This window comes from Thalassospira sp. CA1 (genome assembly GCF_059052855.1).
Genome location: NZ_JBZCIA010000002.1, coordinates 104367 through 122878, shown reverse-complemented (window position 1 = coordinate 122878; position 18512 = coordinate 104367). Strand labels below are relative to the sequence as shown.

The following is an 18512-nucleotide window of genomic DNA, read 5'->3' as shown; positions in this document are numbered from 1 at the left end:
TATCAGCGATGGAACTACGCCATATCCGCTACTTCCTTGCCGTCGCCCGTGAAGGGAACTTTACCCGTGCTGCGGCACGTATCGGCATCGGACAGCCACCGCTTAGTCAGCAAATCCGCGATCTGGAAAATGAAATCGGCACGACCCTGTTTCATCGTGTCCCCCATGGCGCCGAACTGACAGAGGCGGGCACGGCGTTTCTTGAAATCGTTGCACAGTTCCCCGATCTGGCAGAACGCGCTATTCGTGCTGCCCAACGCGCCGGACGCGGCGAAGTCGGATCGATCCGGGTTGGCTTCACGGCGTCCGCCGCCTTCAGTCCGTCTGTACCGCGCGTGTTCCGTGACTTCCGCCGCAGTTACCCCGGCGTTGAAATGACACTCGAAGAAGCCAACTCCGCACAGCTTGTCGCCGGCCTGCGCGACGAACGTCTTGATGCGGTGTTTCTGCGCCAGGATACGATTGCAGGCGATGGCATTCGCCTGCATGTGATTTCCAGCGAACCGATGGTGCTTGTCCTTCCATCCGGTCACCCGGCTGCCCAACGCGAAAAGGTCGCCCTGTCAGAACTGCGCGATGAGGCTTTAATCCTGACCCCGCGTGCGGTTGGGCCAACCCATTACGACAAGGTCGTCACCGCCTGTCGCGACGCCGGGTTTGAACCACAAATGGGTCAGATCGCGCCACAGCTTGGATCCGTGATCAATTTCGTTGCGGCCGAGCTTGGCTTTTCACTGGTTCCCAAACCGATGACACAGCTTCAGGCAAAGGGTGTCGCCTATCGCGAGATCGAAGGAGAAGTGCCCATTGCGCAATTGTCACTGGCCTATCGCAGCAATGATATCTCCACCGCATTGCGTAATTTCGTCAGCCGCACCCTTGCCGCCCATCAAAGCTAACAGGATCAACTGTTCTGCCTTTCGGGGCTGGCATGCTGGCAATTTCGCGCTAGATTAATGCCAACTGTGAAATCCGGCGCGCAGCTGAAATCTGTTTCTGTGATGCCCGCGCCAAACCGAAAGTCTGGCTATGCTAAGATATTCCCTTCTTGATCTTTGCCCAGTAAATGCGGGTGAACATCCCTCCGATGCGTTGCGCAATACGCTGGCACTTGCCCAACACGCCGAAAAGCTTGGCTATCATCGCTATTGGCTCGCCGAACATCACAACATGCCCGGCATTGCCAGTGCGGCGACGTCCGTTGTCATGGCCCATGTCGCGGCGGGGACCAAGACCATCCGCGTTGGGTCAGGTGGCGTGATGCTGCCCAACCATGCGCCGCTGGTGATTGCCGAACAGTTTGGCACCCTTGATGCGCTTCATCCGGGCCGCATTGATCTCGGCATTGGCCGCGCACCAGGCACGGATCAACGCACCGCCGCCGCCCTTCGCCGTGACATGCATGGGTCTGAGGAACGCTTCATTCAGGATGTCTTGCAGGTTCAGGCATTTCTGGCCCCGCTTGAAGGCAATCCGCCGATCCGGGCCGTACCGGGCTATGGTTCGCAGGTGCCGATGTGGCTTTTGGGCAGCAGCCTGTTTTCAGCCGATCTTGCCGCACGCCTTGGCCTGCCCTTTGCCTTTGCGTCGCACTTTGCACCCGACATGCTGATGGATGCGCTGACCCTTTATCGCAACCGGTTTGAGCCAAGCGAAGCCCTTGATAAACCCTATGCGGTGGCCGCGATGGGCTTCTTTGCCGCCGATACCGACGAGGAAGGCGAGTATCTGGCCACCTCGATGCAGCAGCAGTTCCTGAACCTGCGCCGCGGGACACCGGGCCAGTTGCCAAAACCGGTCAAGGATATGAGCGAAATCTGGAACCGCGTTGAAAAGGCCGGTGTGGATCACGCCATGCGCTATGCCGCAATCGGCGGGCGCGATACGGTGCGCAAGAAACTGCGCGAATTTGCCTACATGACCAAGGCCGACGAAATCATGGTCACTGCCAACATCTATGACCAGACGGCACGCCTGAAATCCTTTGAAATCTCTGCCGAGCTATTTGGCGAAATGAACGCAAAGTCCGAGAACAAAGACTGCGCCTAAGGCCAAGCGGCACCTTACTTTCGCAAATGCCGGGTTCCTCGTGAATCCGGCATTTTGCTTTCATCATACGAAATACCAGAACACACCACTTGCGCTTGCATCATTGGTCGGACAATATGCGCGTCCCGTTGAAGACTTCAACGATAGCCCCTTGTTTCAAAAGGTTATGGTGCGCCCTTCATGACCAACTTCCTGCTGGCAGCCCTGCCAATTGCGACCATTCTGTTTCTGATGATCAAGGTCAACTGGGGCGCTGCGCGTGCTGGTGCGGCTGCCTGGTTTGTTACCGTCATCCTGGCAGTATTCTTCTTTGGCGCGCCGACCGACATGCTGATCATTGCCCAGGCCAAGGGCGTGATGCTGGCCCTTTACATCCTTTATATCGTCTGGGCCGCACTGATCCTGTATTTCGCGGCCGAAGAAGCCGGCGCGATCAAAACCATCGGGCGTGCCATTCGATCACTCACGGATGATCGGCCGCTACAGCTTTTGATATTGGGCTACGTGTTCGCAAGCTTCCTTCAGGGTGTTGCGGGATTTGGCGTTCCGATTGCCGTCGTTGCACCGCTTTTACTCGGCATGGGTTTCTCGCCGGTGTTGGCGGTTGCCGCACCGATGATCGGGCATAGCTGGTCGGTTCTGTTTGGCAATATGGCAACCTCGTTCGAGGCACTGATTGGTGTTACCGGCATTCCGGGCACCGAATTGACCCATTATTCAGCGATCCTTCTTGGCCTGTCGGGCTTTATGTGTGGGGCGGCTGTTTTGTGGCTGGATGGCGGGTTCCGCACCATTCGCCGCCGCATGGTGCCGCTGGTCCTGATTTCCGGCGTCATGGGCGTCGTGCAGTATTTCATGGCCAATTATGGTGTATGGACGCTGGGTGGGTTGACCGCCGGGATCGCCGGGCTCGTTGCCTCTATCATTGTGACCCGGTTCTGGAAACCGCATCCCGATGATGTCGCTGAACAGGTTGCCGATGATCATCAGCACATGCCCTTGATCGAGGCACTGACGCCTTATCTGGTGTTCATCGTTCTGGTCACCATGGCGACCTTTGTTCCGGCGGTCGAGATGCTGCTTGGCAAAATCCGCTTCACGCTTGATTTCCCGGAAACGGCCACGGCCGCCGGTTGGGTGATCGAAGCCGAAAGTGCCAAGGCCATCGCGATCTTTGGCCATCCCGGAGCGCTTTTGCTTTATACCGCCGCCATCAGCTTCACGTTCTTCAAGCTGCGCGGTCATTACGATGACGGCATTGGCAAACGTATCTGGCAACGCACGCTTAAAAGCGGCCTTCCGACCAGTATCGGCATGGTGCCGGTGATCGGTCTTGCCATCATCATGGACCATGCCGGCATGACCTATGCCCTGGCCGAAGGCGGCGCTGCGATCTTTTCCGGGGCTTTTGCCATTGCCTATCCGGTGATTGCACCGGCAATTGGTGCGCTTGGTGCCTTCATGACCGGCAGCACGAACAATTCCAATGTCGTCTTTGGCATGTTTCAGCGCCACACCGCCGAACTTTCCGGTCTTTCAACCGCCCTTGTTCTGGCCGCCCAGGCAACGGGCGCATCACTTGGCAGCATGCTGGCGCCGTCGAAAATTCTGGTGGGCTGTTCAACAGTAGGCCTGTCTGGAAAGGAAGGACCAGTGCTGTCGGTCGTTCTTAAAACCGGCGTTATCCTGACCGCACTGTGCGGCTTCATGGCGCTGGGCATACTTTTGATCACGACGATGAACGGGGGCGCGTAACATGAAAAACAAACTGTTTAACCCGGTCTTTCTAGTCCTGACCTCGATCATCCTGCCGATTGCGGCGTTTGAGGCCCTGGTGACAGACAACGTCGCTGCAAGCGACATTCTGTTTGCCCTGTTCTGTGCTGTCATGGCGCTGATTGTCGTGCGCAAATAAAAAGCCCGCCGATCCACCTGACCGACGGGCTTAGAAGAATATCTTGGGCAAACCTTATGGGCGCAGGGCCGCCAGCTTGACGCCAAAGGCAATGAACACTGCACCAGTGGTTGCCTTAAGCGCGCGCTGGAAACGACCACTCCCGGCAAAGCGGGTCAGGCGTGCCAGCAACATGATCATGGCCGCAAACCAGATGGCGTTGATTGCCGCATGCAGGCAGACCAACATGAAGGCCGAGGTCACCGCCCCTTCTCCCACCGGGATGAATTGAGGAAACGCTGCCAGATAAAAGATCGAGACTTTCGGGTTCAGCGCATTGGTCAGAAACCCCTCGCCATAGGCCTTGATGAGCGTGCGCTTGCGCTTGGCCGGTGAAACCTCGGCAACGGTTTTTACCCCGCGCCAGGCATCACGCAGCGCCTTGAATCCGACCCAGCACAGATAAGCTGCCCCCAAAAACTTCACGATCATGAAGACCTGTGCCGATTGCACAAGGATGACCGAAATACCAAGGATCGACAGAGTCCCATGCAGGTAAAAGGCGGTCACAAATCCGGCAACATTGGCCATCCCGGCCGCGCGCCCGGATGTCGGGACGGTCTTGGCGACCAGCACGCCATTGGGCCCCGGCGACATGACAAGCAGTGACGCAACCAGCGCAAAACTCAAAACCTGTGACCAATCCATGGGGCGATCCTTTGCAAATGATCAAACGGTGCGCATTGACTGATGACGTTTCGCACCTTGTCTTGACTATATCCCGGCTCGATCAACCAGCAAGAAAATCATTGTGACCATACATTTTCCCTACCCGGTCCGGTCAGCCTGCCGGGATCAGGAAAATGATAACTTCTGGGAAAATGATAAAGAATAGAAGTGGCCGCCAGGATCGGGCGGCACTACGGTCGGTGCAACAAAATCAATATGGCAAAAGCCATGCAACGGCGGGGCACGAAACTCCCCACGAGCAAAATCTTCTGATGTCTTGGCAATGTGCCTGCACCCGCAGGCGCAATGTGAGCCCTGCTGACTAGGTTAAACATGCACGTTACCCGATCCATCCGCTCCATCGCCCTTTGTGCCCCCTTTCTGCTAGCTGCACCAGTTGCCCATGCCGCCGCAGAATCATCCGGCCCAAAATGGGGACCGCATATTGATCTGGAAGGCAAAGTCGGAACGGATCGTAACCTTGGCGAGACGGACCTGTTCATTCCGCTTTGGCAGGATGAGGACACACTGACCTTTACCAGCCTTCGCGCCCGGATGGATGACAATAACAGTCACGAAGGGAACTTCGGTCTTGGCATCCGTCAGATGCTTGATTCGGGATGGAACATTGGCGGCTATGGTTACTTTGACCGCCGCCACAGCCCCTATGGCAACAAATTCAACCAATTGACCTTCGGCGCAGAGGCCCTGTCGCTTGATTGGGATTTTCGCGCCAATGCCTATGTCCCGATCGGCACCACACAATACATGGAAGACAGTCTGAGTACTGTTGATGTAAGCGGCACTACCTTGATGTACAATCAAGGTGAAGAACGCGCATTACGTGGTTTTGACGGGGAAATTGGCTGGCGCATTCCGTTATTTGCGGCTGATGCCGGACAGCAACTCCGTGCCTATGCCGGTGGTTATCGCTTTACGGAAGACGGTGTTGATACGGTACAGGGTCCGCGTGGGCGACTGGACCTGACCTTTGATGAAGTCCCCTTTTTGTGGGAAGGGTCACGCTTTTCGCTCGGGGCGGAAATTCAGCATGACAGCCCACGGGGCACGCAGGGCTTTGCCAGCTTCCGCCTTCGTATCCCGTTGCAAGGCTTCGGCGATACGCCGAAACCCCGCCTGAGCGCGATGGAACGGCGCATGACCGATCCCATCATTCGCGATATTGATGTGGTCAGTCAGGCCGGACAGTTTTCAGAAGCAAGTGAAATCACCCAGACTGCGGACGGAGAAACGATCACAGTTCTGAACAGCAACTCGACATCGGCGGCGAACTTTGCCACTGACATTGCCAATGCAGGTGCCAATTCAACCGTGATCCTGAGCGGCAATTACACCGCAATCAATTCCGTCACAACGGTTCAAAGTGGACAAACAATTGTCGGGGGTGGCGCACTTGACATCAAAACCCCGACAGGACGGTCGGTTACGGTCAACATTCCGGCTTCATCAATCTCGGGCACCGGCAGCAATGGCGGCGCCGGTGGTGGTGCACGTTTCTTTAACATGGCCGATAACAGCAGCCTGGTTGGTGTGACCGCGAACGTTAACACAACAACCGGGTCAGCATACATCGTCCACATCGAAGGAAAGCAGAATGTTACCATTCGGGACAACAAACTGACAACGCAGAACGACACCTCAACAGCAGGGGCTATCATAATCAGAGACAGCCAGGATGTTACGATCAAGAATAATGTTTCATCCGTTACCTCCAATGCAAATGGTGCCCGATTCCTGGCGATTATCGGCAACAATTCCAACATCAGCATCGATGACAACAAACTTTCCGTGAGCGGAGCAGGCTTCGACAAGCGATTTGTATTCTTCGCCAATTCATCAACCATAAACAACCTGTCAGGGACAGGTAACACCACCAATAACCTCAACCCATGTGGTGACGGCGGCGGAACCCTTCCCACCGTTACTGGCTCAATCACAGTCGATGGCACCGCGGTAGACGGCAGCGCCTGTCCATAACGCGATACCGTAGAAACATGGACATATCGGCTTTGGCTTGAATGTTCTTCTTTTGTTCTTTATTGTGAGCATATGAAGAACAATATCAACCAAACCCACGCCCACGCCCGCGCTGTCATTTTTGATGATGGGTGGTCAAACGCGAAATGTGATCTGAACATCTTGCCCGCCCGCGGACAAAAGGGACGCGGCGCGGTGTCCAATATTGACGGGCGATTTGAACGTCACATCCATCAGGCGGTTGATGACGGATGGCTGGGCACATTGATGGAAGATCAGGATGCCCCACGCACCAAAACCACCCTTGGTATCGATGGCGCGCGTTCTGTGATCACCCGTAATCAAAGCCCGGATGTCCCGTTTGATCGGTCGATCAATCCCTATCGCGGGTGTGAGCATGGCTGTGTCTATTGCTTTGCTCGCCCGACCCATGCCTATCTGGGTCTGTCGCCCGGTCTTGATTTTGAAACGAGGCTGTTCTGGAAACCGGAAGCCGCCCAGCTTTTGCGCAAGCAGCTGTCGTCAAAGGCCTATCAACCTGCCCCGATTGTTATTGGCACAAGTACGGATCCCTATCAGCCGGTCGACCGTGACAAGAAACTGACGCGGTCGATCATCGAAGTTCTGGCCGATTGCCAACATCCCTTTTCACTGATCACCAAAAGTGCATTGGTCACCCGTGACATTGACCTGATCGCCCCGATGGCCGCCCGAAATCGGGCATCTGTGGCAGTATCCGTCACAAGCCTTGATCATCGGTTGTCAAACCTTCTTGAACCACGTGCCTCCGCCCCACACCGTCGGCTTGACGCCATCCGACAGCTCTCAGATGCCGGCATTCCGGTCACCGTCCTGTGCGCGCCTATTATTCCGGGCCTGAATGATACGGAGATCGAAAAGATAGTGTCGGCCTGCAAGGAAGCCGGTGCGCAATCGATTGGTCACATCGTCTTGCGCTTGCCGCTTGAAATCGCCGATCTGTTCGAAGAATGGCTTGAAACGCACTACCCCGACCGTAAGGCAAAGGTGATGTCGCTGATCCGTCAGATGCGCGATGGTCAAACCTATCAATCGGAGTTCGGCACCCGCATGCGCGGCACCGGCCCCATTGCCGATCTGATCGCCAAACGCTTTGACGCTGCGCGCAAAAAGCATGGCCTGACCAACCGGTCTCTCAACCTTGATTGCAGCGGCTTCAAACGTCCCAGCGCGAACGGGCAAATGTCGCTGTTCTGAGATCAACAGCAACATTGCCCATATCCCGCAACAGATACCCCATCCGGTTCAGTCCGCCCGCCGGATCAGCATCGTGCTTTTGCCCCCAACCGTAAGGCGCAGGACTTCGCCATCATCAAAAGCGTAGCTCAGGATATGATGGTCGGGATCAATGATCTGTTTGCCTTCGATGGTGACAGCACCACGTGCAACCAGTTCACTTGCCGCCGTGCTGGTCTCGGCAAAACCGGCCATCAGAATAAGCGGCACCACCCCGATCCCGTCTTTCAGGGCATTGGGCGTGAAATCAAGTGTCGGCATGCGATCAGCAAGAGAGATATGGGTCATTTTCCGGTTTCCTTGTTGGTGAAGCCACCTCGGGCAAACCGGTTTATGGAAAAAACAAAGGCCGCCCTGGGGCAGCCGGTCTTGGTTTAATTTACAAACACATCAACAGGCGCCGCGCTATGTGCACGACGTAAAATAGGCGTTCTGATGTGTAATAATGTTTTCCATGCTTTAATGCATATGGCGCTTTTTTCGTTTGGTCAAGCCGCTTGTTGACCACCCCCCAAACCAAAGAAAAACACCCGCCAGCAAAACCGGCGGGTGCAACGAAACATTGATGGCCTGACCTGCAAGCGAAGATGCTAGCTGACAACCCGATAGCGGGCATGCACTGCCGGTTCGCTAATGATGGCCGGATCGATCATGGCATTAACCGCGTCCTGTGCTTCGCTGGCGGCAACACCTTCGCGGTCCTTGGCGTTTACATTTCCGTCTTCGCAAAGCGCCCTGGCACGTGCACTTTCAAAGAAGCGCAAACCACGTTTTTCCATGACATACAGGGTTTCACCACCCCATTGTCCGGTCCAGACAAGACCAGAAAGACCTTCCATTTCCCGTTCAATCCGGGTCGGCGAAATCGGCATCCCGAGGCAGGTGGTCAAAAGGAAGGAAAGTTCGGCTGCGGTCACCCCGTCTTCACAGCACTCCTCGGCCAGAACCGACATCACCGCCATGGTCACAACCCGAAGCGAAACCTTTTCCGCATCAAGCCCCGGGAAACGGTTTTGCTGAAGTTCGACAATGTCGTTGGCAATACGATCAACATCGCCACGAATGACATAACGGCCCCGCCATACCCGGCAGCTGCTTCTGACTTCCCACGCGCTCATGATTTGGTCCCACCCGTTTTTGTTTGTCCCTGCTAAAAAAGATACAATAAACATACATAACGTCAATATCTTTTTCGACTTTTTGTATCATTTCATACACTCGTTACGAAACCAGTGGAAGCCATCAGCGGCAACGGTGTAACCGTCCTCACCCTCGACTTCTTCAAGGTAGCCTCTTGCCGCGGCCGCATGGAAATCCCGGCTAAAATTGCGCGGCATCCGCAGGTGATCCTGGCGGCGCAAAAGGCGGCGCACATCACCGCGCGTTACAAAACTCCTGCCATCGCGATATTGCAGCCAGACCGCAGCAAGCAAAATCGTCTCGGCAAAGCCACGTGGTTGCAGGCGCCCGACCAGATCGGCAAAACTGCCGACAAATCCTGTAATGAACATGCCGGGATCTATTGCGCCGGAAAATGCGGCATCGCCTGTATATCCAATCGCACGATGTGCTTCGCCCGCCCCCGGCACGCCATGGGCTGCCGTCGCAGCCTGATCATCCACCTTGGCCCCCGCACTTTCATTGGCGAAGACATCAACCTCGCCGTTCTCGCGCGGGCGACCGCCGCCTGAAACACCAGGTACAGAACCACGCACCGCGCCAACAGCCATACCCGGCACTGACGGTGTCTGCCCGAACAAGGCAGCCATTACCACCGGCAAACGCGCAGGCGGAATCGCACATTCGAGATCGACTGGGCCGAAGTCCCCTTCACCGGAAAGCTTGACATGGATAATGGCTGGCACGGCTATATCACTCCTGAATTACACCGCAGCGATACCATACATTACGTACAATTTTCAACATCAATATTACATTTATGTATACTAACTTACACTTCAGCCGAAGGATTACCGTAACTTTGGTCTCGACAATTGCCGGTCCGCCACCGCACCATAATCCCGGCAATCAATCCATTCGCACCAATGCTGCGCGACGAACGGACGCCCCGGCACCAAACGCCGGGCGGTAAAATCAAGAACGCCATCAACCGCCACCAACGGGAGACCAGAAAACATGACACGCCTGATGTTTCGCGAAGACGCCTATGCAAAGAATTGCAACGCCACCGTCACCAGTATTTCAGATCGCGGGATCGAACTTGATCAAACGGTATTTTACGCGACCGCTGGCGGCCAATCGGGTGATGTCGGCACACTAACCCTTGGCGATGGCACGGCACTTCCCGTCGTTACCACGGTCAAGGATCGCGAAACCGGGCGTATCTTGCACATCATTGCTGATGATCATCCCCTGCCCGCGGTTGGCGATACGATCACAGCCGAACTTGATTGGGACAATCGCCACAAGCTGATGCGCTTTCACACCTGCCTGCATCTTTTGTGTGCCGTCATCGAAGGCGATGTCACGGGTGGCAATATCGCCGCCCACAAGGCGCGGCTTGACTTTAACCTGCCGGACGCCACGCTCGATAAGGATGAAATCAGCGAAAAGCTTAATGAACTGATCGCACGCGATGCCGATGTCTATGACGGGGAAATCTCCGTCGCCGAGCTTAAAGCCAACCCGGAACTGGTGCGCACCATGTCGGTGCAGCCGCCAATGGACGGACATTCCATCCGGACTGTCACCATCGAAGGGATTGATTTCCAACCCTGTGGCGGCACCCATGTGCGCAAAACCAGCGAGATCGGCAAGGTCATGGTTTCCAAGATCGAAAAGAAAGGCCGTCAGAACCGCCGGATCAACGTGGTCTTCGCCGACTAACGCCAGCTTCCCCGGCAATGCGGATCTCCACCATCCGCATTGTCTGCCGGTTGCCAGTAAAGCGCAGGACCGTTACAAATTTAGACTGAAACTCAGGACCAATTTAAAATGATGCCGGACTCAACCGGGATCTAGCAATATCCACCATTGCCAATCGGAGCTTGTCCATGACCAACCCACCTTCCGACGCCCTTGTTTCCACCGAGTGGCTTGCGGATCATCTTGATGCACCGGATGTGCGCGTCGTCGATGCCAGCTGGTACATGCCAGCCGAAAACAAGAATGCCCGCGACTTTTATGATGCTGAACACATTCCGGGCGCGGTTTTCTTTGATATCGATGACATTGCTGCCGACGATAGCGCCCCGCTGCCGCATATGATGCCTGACGCGATCAAGTTTTCCGCCAAGGTTCGCAAACTGGGCCTCGGCGATGGTGTCCGTGTGGTTGTCTATAGCCAAAAGGGTTCCGCCCTTGCCGCCTGTCGTGCATGGTGGATGCTGCGTCATTTCGGCCATCATGATGTCGTCGTGCTTGATGGCGGCCTGCCAAAATGGATCGCCGAGGGACGCCCGGTCACTGATGCACCGACCCCGCCGCGCGAACGCCACTTTACCGCACGCGCCAACAGCTTTTTGCTGCGTGAATATGATCAGGTTCTCTCGAACGTCAAAACCAAACGCGAACAGCTGGTGGATGCCCGTGCCGGCGAACGGTTCCGTGGTGAAGTCGACGACCCGTGGGGCAAATCTGGCCACGTGCCGGGCTCCTACAACCTGCCCTTTACCGAACTTCTGAATTCGGATGGCACATTTAAGTCGGCGGATGAAATCAAGGCTGCGTTCGACGCAGCAGGTGTCGACCTTAACAAGCCGATTGTTGCCAGTTGTGGTTCCGGCGTCACGGCCTGTGTCCTTGCGATGGGGGCCTATATTTCCGGCCACAAACAGGTCGCGGTCTATGACGGATCCTGGGCGGAATGGGCCACCACGGAAGACAGCCCGGTTGATACCGGCCCGGCCTGAAAATCCGGCCCTGTCCGTATCACACATTTAAAAAGAGAAACCCGATGCCCGCCCCATCCCCGTTCGGTTCGGATATGACGAACAATACCGCCGATGGTGCGGGCATCAGACTTGAACAGCTTAAAACCCCTACTAACGACGACATTGCCGCCATCACCCGCCTTTGGATTGCGACCGGACTGATCCCGGCGATCCGCGATGCGCGGCAGGATATCGAAAACTGTATTGCGGCCGACAATGGCAGCCTGATTGTCGCGCGCATGCCAGATGATCAGCAAATCTTTGCCACCATGATGACCGGCCATGACACTGTCTTTGGCTGGATTCATTATCTGGCAATCGCCGAACACGCCCAAGGAGGCGGGATTGGCCGCGAACTAGTAAGTTTGGCCGAGGATATCCTGCGCCTTTCGGGCTTAAGTGAAATTCGGATAACGATTGAAAATGCCGCAGCGGGTGATTTTTACGCCAAACTCGGCTATGACTTTATAGCAAGCGTCACCGATCAGGCTGATCCTGATCCGCACCAAAACAAGATAATGCGCAAGAGTTTAGTCCAATGACCCCATCCAATCCGCGCAAGCTGGAAGTTGTGATCAGCTTCCTTGAAATGCAAAGCCCGCCAGAACGCGCACCGGCCATCGTCCCACCCGGCAAGGTCGCGATCATCCGGGCTGAAAATCCGACCCTGTCATTTTACCGCTACCTATATAATACGGTCGGCGAACCATGGCTGTGGTGGCAACGCCGCCTGATGAGCGACGAAGAACTCTCTGCGATCCTCGCCAAGCCGGAAACGCATGTTTATGTGCTTTATGTTGCCGGAGTGCCTGCGGGCTTTGCGGAGCTTGATCTGACGGATTTTGAATCGGATAACGTCATTGATCTGCACTATATGGGCCTGATGCCGGAATTCATCGGCAAGGGCTTTGGCAAATATCTGCTGGATTGGGCGATTGATACCGCCTGGAGCTTCAAACCCACCCGCATCACGGTCAATACCTGCACGCTTGATCATCCAAGTGCACTTGGGGCTTACCAAAAGGCTGGATTTGCTATATACGATCGCCGAACCGATATTGTTGATGATCCGCGCGACACAGGACTGATCCCGCATATCGACCACCATGTCGATCATGATGGTCATCCCGCGAGCGATACACCTGATCGCGAAAGTGATCCGGAAAATGCAAATAATGCAGATTCCGACACTTTGATCGTTGACTTTCCCGACCGCGCACGGTAACAAGCGCGCCTGAGTTTACCCAAGCCAGAGGATGATGACCCATGGCAGTGCCAAAGAAAAAAGTGACCAAGTCCCGTCAGGGCATGCGTCGCTCGCATGACAAGCTCGCCAAGGGCTCGTACCGCGAAGACAAAGAGACCGGCGAACTGCATCGCCCGCACCACATTGACCCGAACACCGGTATGTACCGTGGTCGTCAGGTGGTCGAGCCGAAGATGTAATTCCGCACCGGAGAGCTTTTTGCTCTTTGGCGGTTTGCGACGCTATATATTTCCGCGCCAGTCCTATCGGACTGGCGTCTGGTTTAAAAAGGGATGAAACCGTTTGGTTTCATCCCTTTTTATTTATCCCTACTCAAAACCATCCATACCGGCTCCACACACGATCACGCCGACCCGCCCCGGATTGGGATCACCGAGGCGATCATTCATGACAGCCGCAATACCGGCGGCGGCGGAAAGTTCGACCGAAATACCGAACTCCTTCCAAAGCCACTTGGCAGATTTTTGCATTTCCTCGTCACTGACCAATGCGATGCGATCCACATTCCTGCCAATCAGATCGACATTAAGTGCCGATGACTGACGCGGTGCCAGACTGGTCGCGGCTGTATTCACGCTGGGCAAAGTCGCGACCTCGTTGGCCTTAAGGCTTTCAAACAAGGTTGCCGCCCCGGTCGGCTCCACACCGATCACTCGGATCGATGGGCGCAACAAGCGTGCGGCTGTCGCCACACCGGCAATCAGCCCGCCACCACCAATCGCCACCACCAGTGTATCAAGGTCGGGTTGCTGCTCTAAAAGCTCAAGCGCGATGGTTCCTTGCCCGGCAATCACCTTGGGATCGGCGAACGGGTGGATATAGGCCATACCGCTTTCATGTGCGTGCTCCATCGCGGCACGGTTGGCGTCATCCCAAACCGCCCCGATCAAAGCCACATCAACACCCTGCGCGCGCAGTTTTTTGACTTTGGGATGCGGGGTGTTGGTCGGCAGGAAGATTTTCACCGGCACACCCAGTGTACGGGCCGCATTGATCACACCCATGCCATGGTTGCCGCCCGATGCCGTGCACAGCCCGGCAGATCTTTGTTCGGGCTCAAGGGCCAGTGCGGCATTCATCGCCCCACGTGCCTTGAAGGACCCGCTGACCTGCATGTTTTCAAGTTTCAGGAACATCTCGGGGATGCGATCACGCGCGACAAAGCCGGATGCATCGCCAAAATTGCTGACCGCAAACACCGGGGTCAGGCGCATATGGTCTGATATCGCCTTGCGCGCAGTGCGAAAATCCTGAAGTTCAATCACGGGGCCCCCTTGCCGAATTCTGTGTCATTCGTTGCTGTTATTGAATGTAAAAAATAGCCTGATATCAGGCATTAACAATGGCTTTGACGCAAAAAGCCTTGAATGCCCGCCGCCAAGGTGGTTTGTCTTTGAGGCATAAGACGTCGCGCCCAAGGAGAACCGCCTGTTATGTCATCGCAAAGCCCCAAACATACCCAAACCAAACTGGTCCATGCCGGTCGCCGTTCTAGCCAGTATCACGGTGTGGTCAACCCGCCGGTTCTGCATGCCTCGACCATCCTGTTTGACAGCCTGGCAGAACTTGAAAAGGCTGGTGCCTCGGTCCCCGGAAAAACGACCTATGGCCGCCACGGCACCCCGACGCGCTTTCTGCTCGAAGAAGCCGTTGCCGAACTTGAAGGTGGCTATGGCACGCTGTGCGTTTCATCGGGCGTTTCGGCGATTACCAATGCCATCCTCGCCTTTGTAAAGCCCGGCGATCATATCCTGATCACCGACAGCACCTATTTTCCGACTCGCAACCTGTGCAATACGTTTCTTAAGAAGTTCGGGGTCGAGACGGAATATTATGATCCGACGATTGGCGGCGACATTGCGGGCCTTATTCGCGATAACACCGCCCTTGTCTGGTGCGAAAGCCCGGGGTCGCTGACCTTTGAAATGCAGGATATCCCGGCAATTGCCAAGGCCGCGCACGCGCGCAATGTAAAGGTGATGCTTGATAACACCTGGGCTTCCCCAATCCTGTGCCGCCCATTTGAACTGGGCGTTGATGTCTCGGTTCAGGCGGGTACCAAATACATTGTCGGTCATTCCGACGTCATGCTGGGCACCATCACGACTGCGACCGAGGAAGACCTTCTGACCATCAAGAAGCAGGTCCTGATTTCCGGTGACGCGGTTGGTCCAGATGATTGTTACCTCGCCCAGCGCGGGCTTCGCACCCTTGCCGTGCGCCTGAAACAGCACCACGAAAGCGGCCTTAAGGTCGCAAACTGGCTGCAAACCCGCCCGGAAGTCAAACGCGTCCTGCATCCCGGCCTCCCCGATGATCCGGGCCATGCGATCTGGAAACGCGATTTCACTGGTGCCTGCGGCCTGTTTTCCTTTGTCATGGAACCGGTCGAAAAGGCGCAGCTTGCCAATATGGTCGATCACATGGAACTGTTTGGCATGGGCTTTAGCTGGGGTGGCTTTGAAAGCCTGATGCTGCCCTCAGACCCGACCAAAATCCGCACCGCCACCAAATGGGACGACGATGGTCAGTTGATCCGGCTCCATATCGGCCTTGAGGATCCGGATGATCTGATTGCCGATCTTGAAGCCGGGTTTGCGCGGCTTAAAACGGCCTAAATCCGAAAAGCACACCCGAAAATGACAAAGGGCGCTGAACTTTCAGCGCCCTTTTCAGTTTAATCCCGCAAACCTGCGCTGCTTCACAGCCACGCAAACAAAAGCGATGCAATCACAATCACCGACAGGATGACGCGCAAGTTGCCATACCACGCCGGAAACTGCCCGCTTTTGACGGTCTGCAAGTCAATCAACAGCATGGCCGCGAAGCTTGCAGCCAAAACGGGCAAGCCAATCGCCAGCGGCACAAGCAGCGTCAACCATCCGATAAGCGACGGCACCACACTGATGCCAAGCGAGACCCACAGGAACTTGTCGGCAACCGTCCCCTGATCAAAGGCCTTGATCGCCCGCCCCCAATGCACGCCGCCCAGAAATGACAAGATCACCGCGCCATAGGCGACAAGGGTGAAATAGGCCAGTGATTGATGCGCACCCGATAAGAATGCCCCGCCAATTGACAAGCCAACAAACGGGATCGCTCCCGTCAGCCCGAACCAGCGCGCGGGCAGCGGGATGGCGACAAAGAAAGGCGCATCCGCTTCGGGCTCGCGGGCGGATGCTGGGTTTCGATCTGTTGATGACTGCTGCGGCACACCGATATCCTTTTACGCGGTTCTATCTGCGCTTTACGGAATCGGGCGCCTAGCTGATCACCGTGTTTAAGGCGATATCGGTTTAGCCACCTGCAAAGTGGCGCTTGGCACTCATCACAATGCCGCTGGCAACAAAGATCGCCGCAGCCGAAATCACGATGCTCGGCCCGGCAGGCGTATCAACATGCCAGGACAGGGAAATCCCCGCCAGAACCGATGCCGCGCCAAACAGTCCGGCCCCAATCGCCATCTGTTCAGGTGTGCGGGCAAAGAAACGCGCACTGGCGGCTGGAACGATCAAAAGGGCTGTAATCAGCAAAACCCCAACAATCTTGATTGCCATACCGATCACAAGCGCCATCAGAAGCATGAAAATCAAACGCAGCCGTTCGACCGGGATGCTTTCGGCCGCGGCAATTTCCGGGCTGACTGTCAGCGCAAGCAAAGGCCGCCACATCCAGGCAAGGATGCCAAGTGCAAAGGCGCCGCCAACCGCCAAAAGCAAGATGTCCCCGGTATTGACCGCCAGAATATCACCAAACAGATAAGCCATCAGATCAACAGCAACACCTTGCACAAAGGAAAGCGCGACCATGCCCAGTGCCAGCGTGGAGTGCGCCAGCATGCCCAGCACCGTATCGCTGCCAATCCGCGATTGCCGCTGCCCATAAGCCAGAATAAGCGCGGCCGCCAGACAGGTCGCGATCATGCCGATCCGCACATCGACCCCGATCAGAAGGCCAAGTGCCACCCCCAGCAATGCCGTATGCGCCAGCATGTCGCCAAAAAACGCCATGCGCCGCCAGACGATAAAGGCGCCGAACGGGCCACAAACGACGGCCAGCAAAACACCGCCCAAAACGGCGCGAAACAGGAAATCGTCCATCATTGGTTTGTTCCCGCCCCTTCTTTGACGGCTTTATTGTGATCATGCGCGTGATCATCTGCGTGATGGTGATGCGCATGGTCATGGGAATGATCGTGACCACATCCGCCAACAACATGCCCCGACAAATCATGTTCGTGATCATGTTCGTGGTGATAAATGCCAATCGCATCGGCCTCGCGCACGCCAAACAAAGACCGGTATTCCGGATGCTGGCGCACGGTTTCGGGAATGCCCGAACAACAGACATGGCGATTGAAACACACCACCTGATCGGTCTTGGCCATCACCAGATGCAGATCATGCGAAATCATCAGAACCGCGCAATCAAGTTCACGGCGGATCTCGTCAATCAGGCGATAAAGCTCCGCCTGCCCCGAAACATCCACGCCCTGTGTCGGCTCATCAAGCACCAGCAAATGCGGGCGCAGCAAAAGGGTGCGGGCCAGCATGACGCGCTGCGTCTCGCCGCCTGAAAGCTGGCTCATCTGCGCGTCAATCACATGCCCTGCCCCAACCTGCGCCAAAACACCTTCGCAATCCGCCCGGCTCACGGATCGGGTCAGGCTCAGAAACCGCTTCACCGTCATCGGCAAGACCTGATCAATGGCAAGCTTTTGCGGCACATAGCCAATCGTAAGGCCGCGCTTGCGCACGACTTCACCACTATCGGCTTTCTGCAAACCCAGAAGCGTCTTGACCAATGTCGATTTGCCCGCACCATTCGGCCCGATCAGGGTAATGATCTCGCCCGGATGAATGGCAAGCGATACCTGATCAAGCACGCGCTCATTGCCAAAGGACAGAACAAGGTCACGGCCTTCAATGAGTGGCGCAGTCATGGCACAGCCCCTTGATCTCGACCGTGGTCGCCTGAATGGTAAAACCGACACTGCGGGCCGCCTTGCGAACCGCGTTGCTCATGTCTTCGTTGACCGCCTCGGCGACGCGTCCGCAATCGGTACAGATGAAATACTGCCCCAAATGTTCGCAATCGGGCCGGTCACAACCGAAATAGGCATTAAGCGATTCAATTCTGTGCACCAGACCAAGCTCAGTCAGGAATTCCAGCGCGCGATAAACCGTTGGCGGTTGAACCCGCTGCCCTTCAGCGGTCAGCGCATCCAGCAACTCATAGGCCGTAACCGCCTTGTGCGATTGCCAGATCAGGGTAAAGACCTTGCGGCGCATGTCGGTAAAGCGCGCATTTTCGCTGTCACAGACTTTCTCTGCCTGCGCAAGTGCGCTATGCACACATCTGTCGTGATCATGGCCCTTTTTCGGGAAAAGATCGCTCATAGCTGAAT

At 56.0% G+C, this 18512-nt stretch carries 22 protein-coding genes; 12 read left to right on the top strand and 10 right to left on the bottom strand.

Translation table 11 applies throughout. The features are described 5' to 3' along the window. Positions 1-8: 8 nt before the first annotated feature. The 4 genes from AC5Q5A_RS04660 to AC5Q5A_RS04645 all read left to right on the top strand — a co-directional run bounded on the left by AC5Q5A_RS04660 (position 9) and on the right by AC5Q5A_RS04645 (position 3964). On the top strand, positions 9-899 hold the full coding sequence (locus AC5Q5A_RS04660) for a LysR family transcriptional regulator (protein WP_493894506.1): 891 nt from the start codon (positions 9-11) through the stop codon (positions 897-899). Positions 900-1029: 130 nt separating this feature from the next. Next, positions 1030-2049, top strand: a complete 1020-nt coding sequence (locus AC5Q5A_RS04655; RefSeq protein WP_493894505.1) for an LLM class flavin-dependent oxidoreductase — start codon at positions 1030-1032, stop codon at positions 2047-2049. A 180-nt stretch (positions 2050-2229) separates the two neighbouring features. After that, a complete protein-coding gene (locus AC5Q5A_RS04650) occupies positions 2230-3804 on the top strand; it encodes an L-lactate permease (protein ID WP_493894504.1) in 1575 nt (524 codons plus the stop codon). A 1-nt stretch (position 3805) separates the two neighbouring features. Continuing rightward, positions 3806-3964 (top strand): hypothetical protein, encoded by a 159-nt coding sequence (locus AC5Q5A_RS04645; protein WP_156518947.1) that lies wholly within the window; start codon positions 3806-3808, stop codon positions 3962-3964. Between the two features lie 54 nt (positions 3965-4018). On the opposite strand, the gene AC5Q5A_RS04640 is transcribed toward AC5Q5A_RS04645, so the two are convergent. Beyond that, complete coding sequence (locus AC5Q5A_RS04640) at positions 4019-4651, bottom strand: LysE family translocator (RefSeq protein WP_493894503.1); 633 nt, start codon at positions 4649-4651, stop codon at positions 4019-4021. Positions 4652-5005: 354 nt separating this feature from the next. Here AC5Q5A_RS04640 and AC5Q5A_RS04635 point away from each other — a divergent pair, with 354 nt between their 5' ends. Both AC5Q5A_RS04635 and AC5Q5A_RS04630 read left to right on the top strand, forming a co-directional pair. Beyond that, the gene (locus tag AC5Q5A_RS04635) at positions 5006-6670 is read left to right on the top strand and encodes an inverse autotransporter beta domain-containing protein (protein WP_493894502.1); all 1665 of its coding nucleotides are present in this window, start codon (positions 5006-5008) and stop codon (positions 6668-6670) included. A gap of 72 nt (positions 6671-6742) precedes the next feature. Continuing rightward, on the top strand, positions 6743-7906 hold the full coding sequence (locus tag AC5Q5A_RS04630) for a PA0069 family radical SAM protein (RefSeq protein WP_493894501.1): 1164 nt from the start codon (positions 6743-6745) through the stop codon (positions 7904-7906). A 48-nt stretch (positions 7907-7954) separates the two neighbouring features. On the opposite strand, the gene AC5Q5A_RS04625 is transcribed toward AC5Q5A_RS04630, so the two are convergent. The 4 genes from AC5Q5A_RS04625 to AC5Q5A_RS04610 all read right to left on the bottom strand — a co-directional run bounded on the left by AC5Q5A_RS04625 (position 7955) and on the right by AC5Q5A_RS04610 (position 10083). After that, complete coding sequence (locus tag AC5Q5A_RS04625) at positions 7955-8233, bottom strand: tyrosine--tRNA ligase (protein WP_008890871.1); 279 nt, start codon at positions 8231-8233, stop codon at positions 7955-7957. Positions 8234-8535: 302 nt separating this feature from the next. Further along, entirely contained in the window at positions 8536-9063 is a 528-nt protein-coding gene (locus AC5Q5A_RS04620) for a hypothetical protein (protein WP_040823776.1), read from the bottom strand. Between the two features lie 87 nt (positions 9064-9150). Continuing rightward, positions 9151-9810, bottom strand: coding sequence for a hypothetical protein (locus AC5Q5A_RS04615; RefSeq protein ID WP_493894500.1), 660 nt, complete (start codon positions 9808-9810; stop codon positions 9151-9153). A 105-nt stretch (positions 9811-9915) separates the two neighbouring features. Then, positions 9916-10083 (bottom strand): hypothetical protein, encoded by a 168-nt coding sequence (locus tag AC5Q5A_RS04610; protein WP_493894499.1) that lies wholly within the window; start codon positions 10081-10083, stop codon positions 9916-9918. Between AC5Q5A_RS04610 and AC5Q5A_RS04605 the strand changes: the two genes are divergently transcribed. The 5 genes from AC5Q5A_RS04605 to rpmF all read left to right on the top strand — a co-directional run bounded on the left by AC5Q5A_RS04605 (position 10082) and on the right by rpmF (position 13284). Then, a complete protein-coding gene (locus AC5Q5A_RS04605) occupies positions 10082-10792 on the top strand; it encodes an alanyl-tRNA editing protein (protein ID WP_493894498.1) in 711 nt (236 codons plus the stop codon). The two genes, AC5Q5A_RS04610 and AC5Q5A_RS04605, sit on opposite strands and share 2 nt — an antisense overlap. 167 nt (positions 10793-10959) lie before the next feature. Further along, on the top strand, positions 10960-11817 hold the full coding sequence (gene sseA / locus AC5Q5A_RS04600) for a 3-mercaptopyruvate sulfurtransferase (protein ID WP_493894497.1): 858 nt from the start codon (positions 10960-10962) through the stop codon (positions 11815-11817). Positions 11818-11861: 44 nt separating this feature from the next. Then, positions 11862-12380, top strand: coding sequence for a GNAT family N-acetyltransferase (locus tag AC5Q5A_RS04595; protein WP_493894496.1), 519 nt, complete (start codon positions 11862-11864; stop codon positions 12378-12380). Further along, a complete protein-coding gene (locus AC5Q5A_RS04590) occupies positions 12377-13063 on the top strand; it encodes a GNAT family N-acetyltransferase (RefSeq protein ID WP_063089978.1) in 687 nt (228 codons plus the stop codon). The genes AC5Q5A_RS04595 and AC5Q5A_RS04590 overlap by 4 nt, the downstream gene beginning before the upstream one ends. 41 nt (positions 13064-13104) lie before the next feature. Then, positions 13105-13284, top strand: a complete 180-nt coding sequence (rpmF, locus tag AC5Q5A_RS04585; RefSeq protein WP_007090029.1) for a 50S ribosomal protein L32 — start codon at positions 13105-13107, stop codon at positions 13282-13284. A gap of 129 nt (positions 13285-13413) precedes the next feature. Here the strand turns inward: rpmF and AC5Q5A_RS04580 are convergent, their stop codons facing one another. Further along, positions 13414-14370 (bottom strand): threonine ammonia-lyase, encoded by a 957-nt coding sequence (locus tag AC5Q5A_RS04580; RefSeq protein WP_493894495.1) that lies wholly within the window; start codon positions 14368-14370, stop codon positions 13414-13416. Positions 14371-14538: 168 nt separating this feature from the next. Here AC5Q5A_RS04580 and metC point away from each other — a divergent pair, with 168 nt between their 5' ends. Then, positions 14539-15723: a cystathionine beta-lyase gene (gene metC, locus AC5Q5A_RS04575; RefSeq protein ID WP_493894494.1), complete on the top strand. Its 1185-nt coding sequence runs from the start codon at positions 14539-14541 to the stop codon at positions 15721-15723. A gap of 83 nt (positions 15724-15806) precedes the next feature. On the opposite strand, the gene AC5Q5A_RS04570 is transcribed toward metC, so the two are convergent. The 4 genes from AC5Q5A_RS04570 to AC5Q5A_RS04555 all read right to left on the bottom strand — a co-directional run bounded on the left by AC5Q5A_RS04570 (position 15807) and on the right by AC5Q5A_RS04555 (position 18504). Continuing rightward, the gene (locus tag AC5Q5A_RS04570) at positions 15807-16319 is read right to left on the bottom strand and encodes a DUF3429 domain-containing protein (protein WP_493894493.1); all 513 of its coding nucleotides are present in this window, start codon (positions 16317-16319) and stop codon (positions 15807-15809) included. 82 nt (positions 16320-16401) lie between these two features. Beyond that, on the bottom strand, positions 16402-17208 hold the full coding sequence (locus AC5Q5A_RS04565; RefSeq protein WP_493894492.1) for a metal ABC transporter permease: 807 nt from the start codon (positions 17206-17208) through the stop codon (positions 16402-16404). Further along, on the bottom strand, positions 17205-18047 hold the full coding sequence (gene znuC / locus AC5Q5A_RS04560; protein ID WP_493894491.1) for a zinc ABC transporter ATP-binding protein ZnuC: 843 nt from the start codon (positions 18045-18047) through the stop codon (positions 17205-17207). The genes AC5Q5A_RS04565 and znuC overlap by 4 nt, the downstream gene beginning before the upstream one ends. Then, a complete protein-coding gene (locus AC5Q5A_RS04555) occupies positions 18028-18504 on the bottom strand; it encodes a Fur family transcriptional regulator (RefSeq protein ID WP_008890884.1) in 477 nt (158 codons plus the stop codon). The genes znuC and AC5Q5A_RS04555 overlap by 20 nt, the downstream gene beginning before the upstream one ends. Positions 18505-18512: the final 8 nt, after the last annotated feature.

What these genes read in the sequence shown, in the direction of transcription:
- AC5Q5A_RS04660 (WP_493894506.1), top strand. Translation starts at nt 9, where the DNA reads ATGGAACTACGCCATATCCGCTACTTCCTTGCCGTCGCCCGTGAAGGG.
- AC5Q5A_RS04655 (WP_493894505.1), top strand. Translation starts at nt 1,030, where the DNA reads ATGCTAAGATATTCCCTTCTTGATCTTTGCCCAGTAAATGCGGGTGAA.
- AC5Q5A_RS04650 (WP_493894504.1), top strand. Translation starts at nt 2,230, where the DNA reads ATGACCAACTTCCTGCTGGCAGCCCTGCCAATTGCGACCATTCTGTTT.
- AC5Q5A_RS04645 (WP_156518947.1), top strand. Translation starts at nt 3,806, where the DNA reads ATGAAAAACAAACTGTTTAACCCGGTCTTTCTAGTCCTGACCTCGATC.
- AC5Q5A_RS04640 (WP_493894503.1), bottom strand. Translation starts at nt 4,651, where the DNA reads ATGGATTGGTCACAGGTTTTGAGTTTTGCGCTGGTTGCGTCACTGCTT.
- AC5Q5A_RS04635 (WP_493894502.1), top strand. Translation starts at nt 5,006, where the DNA reads ATGCACGTTACCCGATCCATCCGCTCCATCGCCCTTTGTGCCCCCTTT.
- AC5Q5A_RS04630 (WP_493894501.1), top strand. Translation starts at nt 6,743, where the DNA reads ATGAAGAACAATATCAACCAAACCCACGCCCACGCCCGCGCTGTCATT.
- AC5Q5A_RS04625 (WP_008890871.1), bottom strand. Translation starts at nt 8,233, where the DNA reads ATGACCCATATCTCTCTTGCTGATCGCATGCCGACACTTGATTTCACG.
- AC5Q5A_RS04620 (WP_040823776.1), bottom strand. Translation starts at nt 9,063, where the DNA reads ATGAGCGCGTGGGAAGTCAGAAGCAGCTGCCGGGTATGGCGGGGCCGT.
- AC5Q5A_RS04605 (WP_493894498.1), top strand. Translation starts at nt 10,082, where the DNA reads ATGACACGCCTGATGTTTCGCGAAGACGCCTATGCAAAGAATTGCAAC.
- AC5Q5A_RS04610 (WP_493894499.1), bottom strand. Translation starts at nt 10,083, where the DNA reads ATGTTTTCTGGTCTCCCGTTGGTGGCGGTTGATGGCGTTCTTGATTTT.
- sseA (WP_493894497.1), top strand. Translation starts at nt 10,960, where the DNA reads ATGACCAACCCACCTTCCGACGCCCTTGTTTCCACCGAGTGGCTTGCG.
- AC5Q5A_RS04595 (WP_493894496.1), top strand. Translation starts at nt 11,862, where the DNA reads ATGCCCGCCCCATCCCCGTTCGGTTCGGATATGACGAACAATACCGCC.
- AC5Q5A_RS04590 (WP_063089978.1), top strand. Translation starts at nt 12,377, where the DNA reads ATGACCCCATCCAATCCGCGCAAGCTGGAAGTTGTGATCAGCTTCCTT.
- rpmF (WP_007090029.1), top strand. Translation starts at nt 13,105, where the DNA reads ATGGCAGTGCCAAAGAAAAAAGTGACCAAGTCCCGTCAGGGCATGCGT.
- metC (WP_493894494.1), top strand. Translation starts at nt 14,539, where the DNA reads ATGTCATCGCAAAGCCCCAAACATACCCAAACCAAACTGGTCCATGCC.
- AC5Q5A_RS04565 (WP_493894492.1), bottom strand. Translation starts at nt 17,208, where the DNA reads ATGATGGACGATTTCCTGTTTCGCGCCGTTTTGGGCGGTGTTTTGCTG.
- znuC (WP_493894491.1), bottom strand. Translation starts at nt 18,047, where the DNA reads ATGACTGCGCCACTCATTGAAGGCCGTGACCTTGTTCTGTCCTTTGGC.
- AC5Q5A_RS04555 (WP_008890884.1), bottom strand. Translation starts at nt 18,504, where the DNA reads ATGAGCGATCTTTTCCCGAAAAAGGGCCATGATCACGACAGATGTGTG.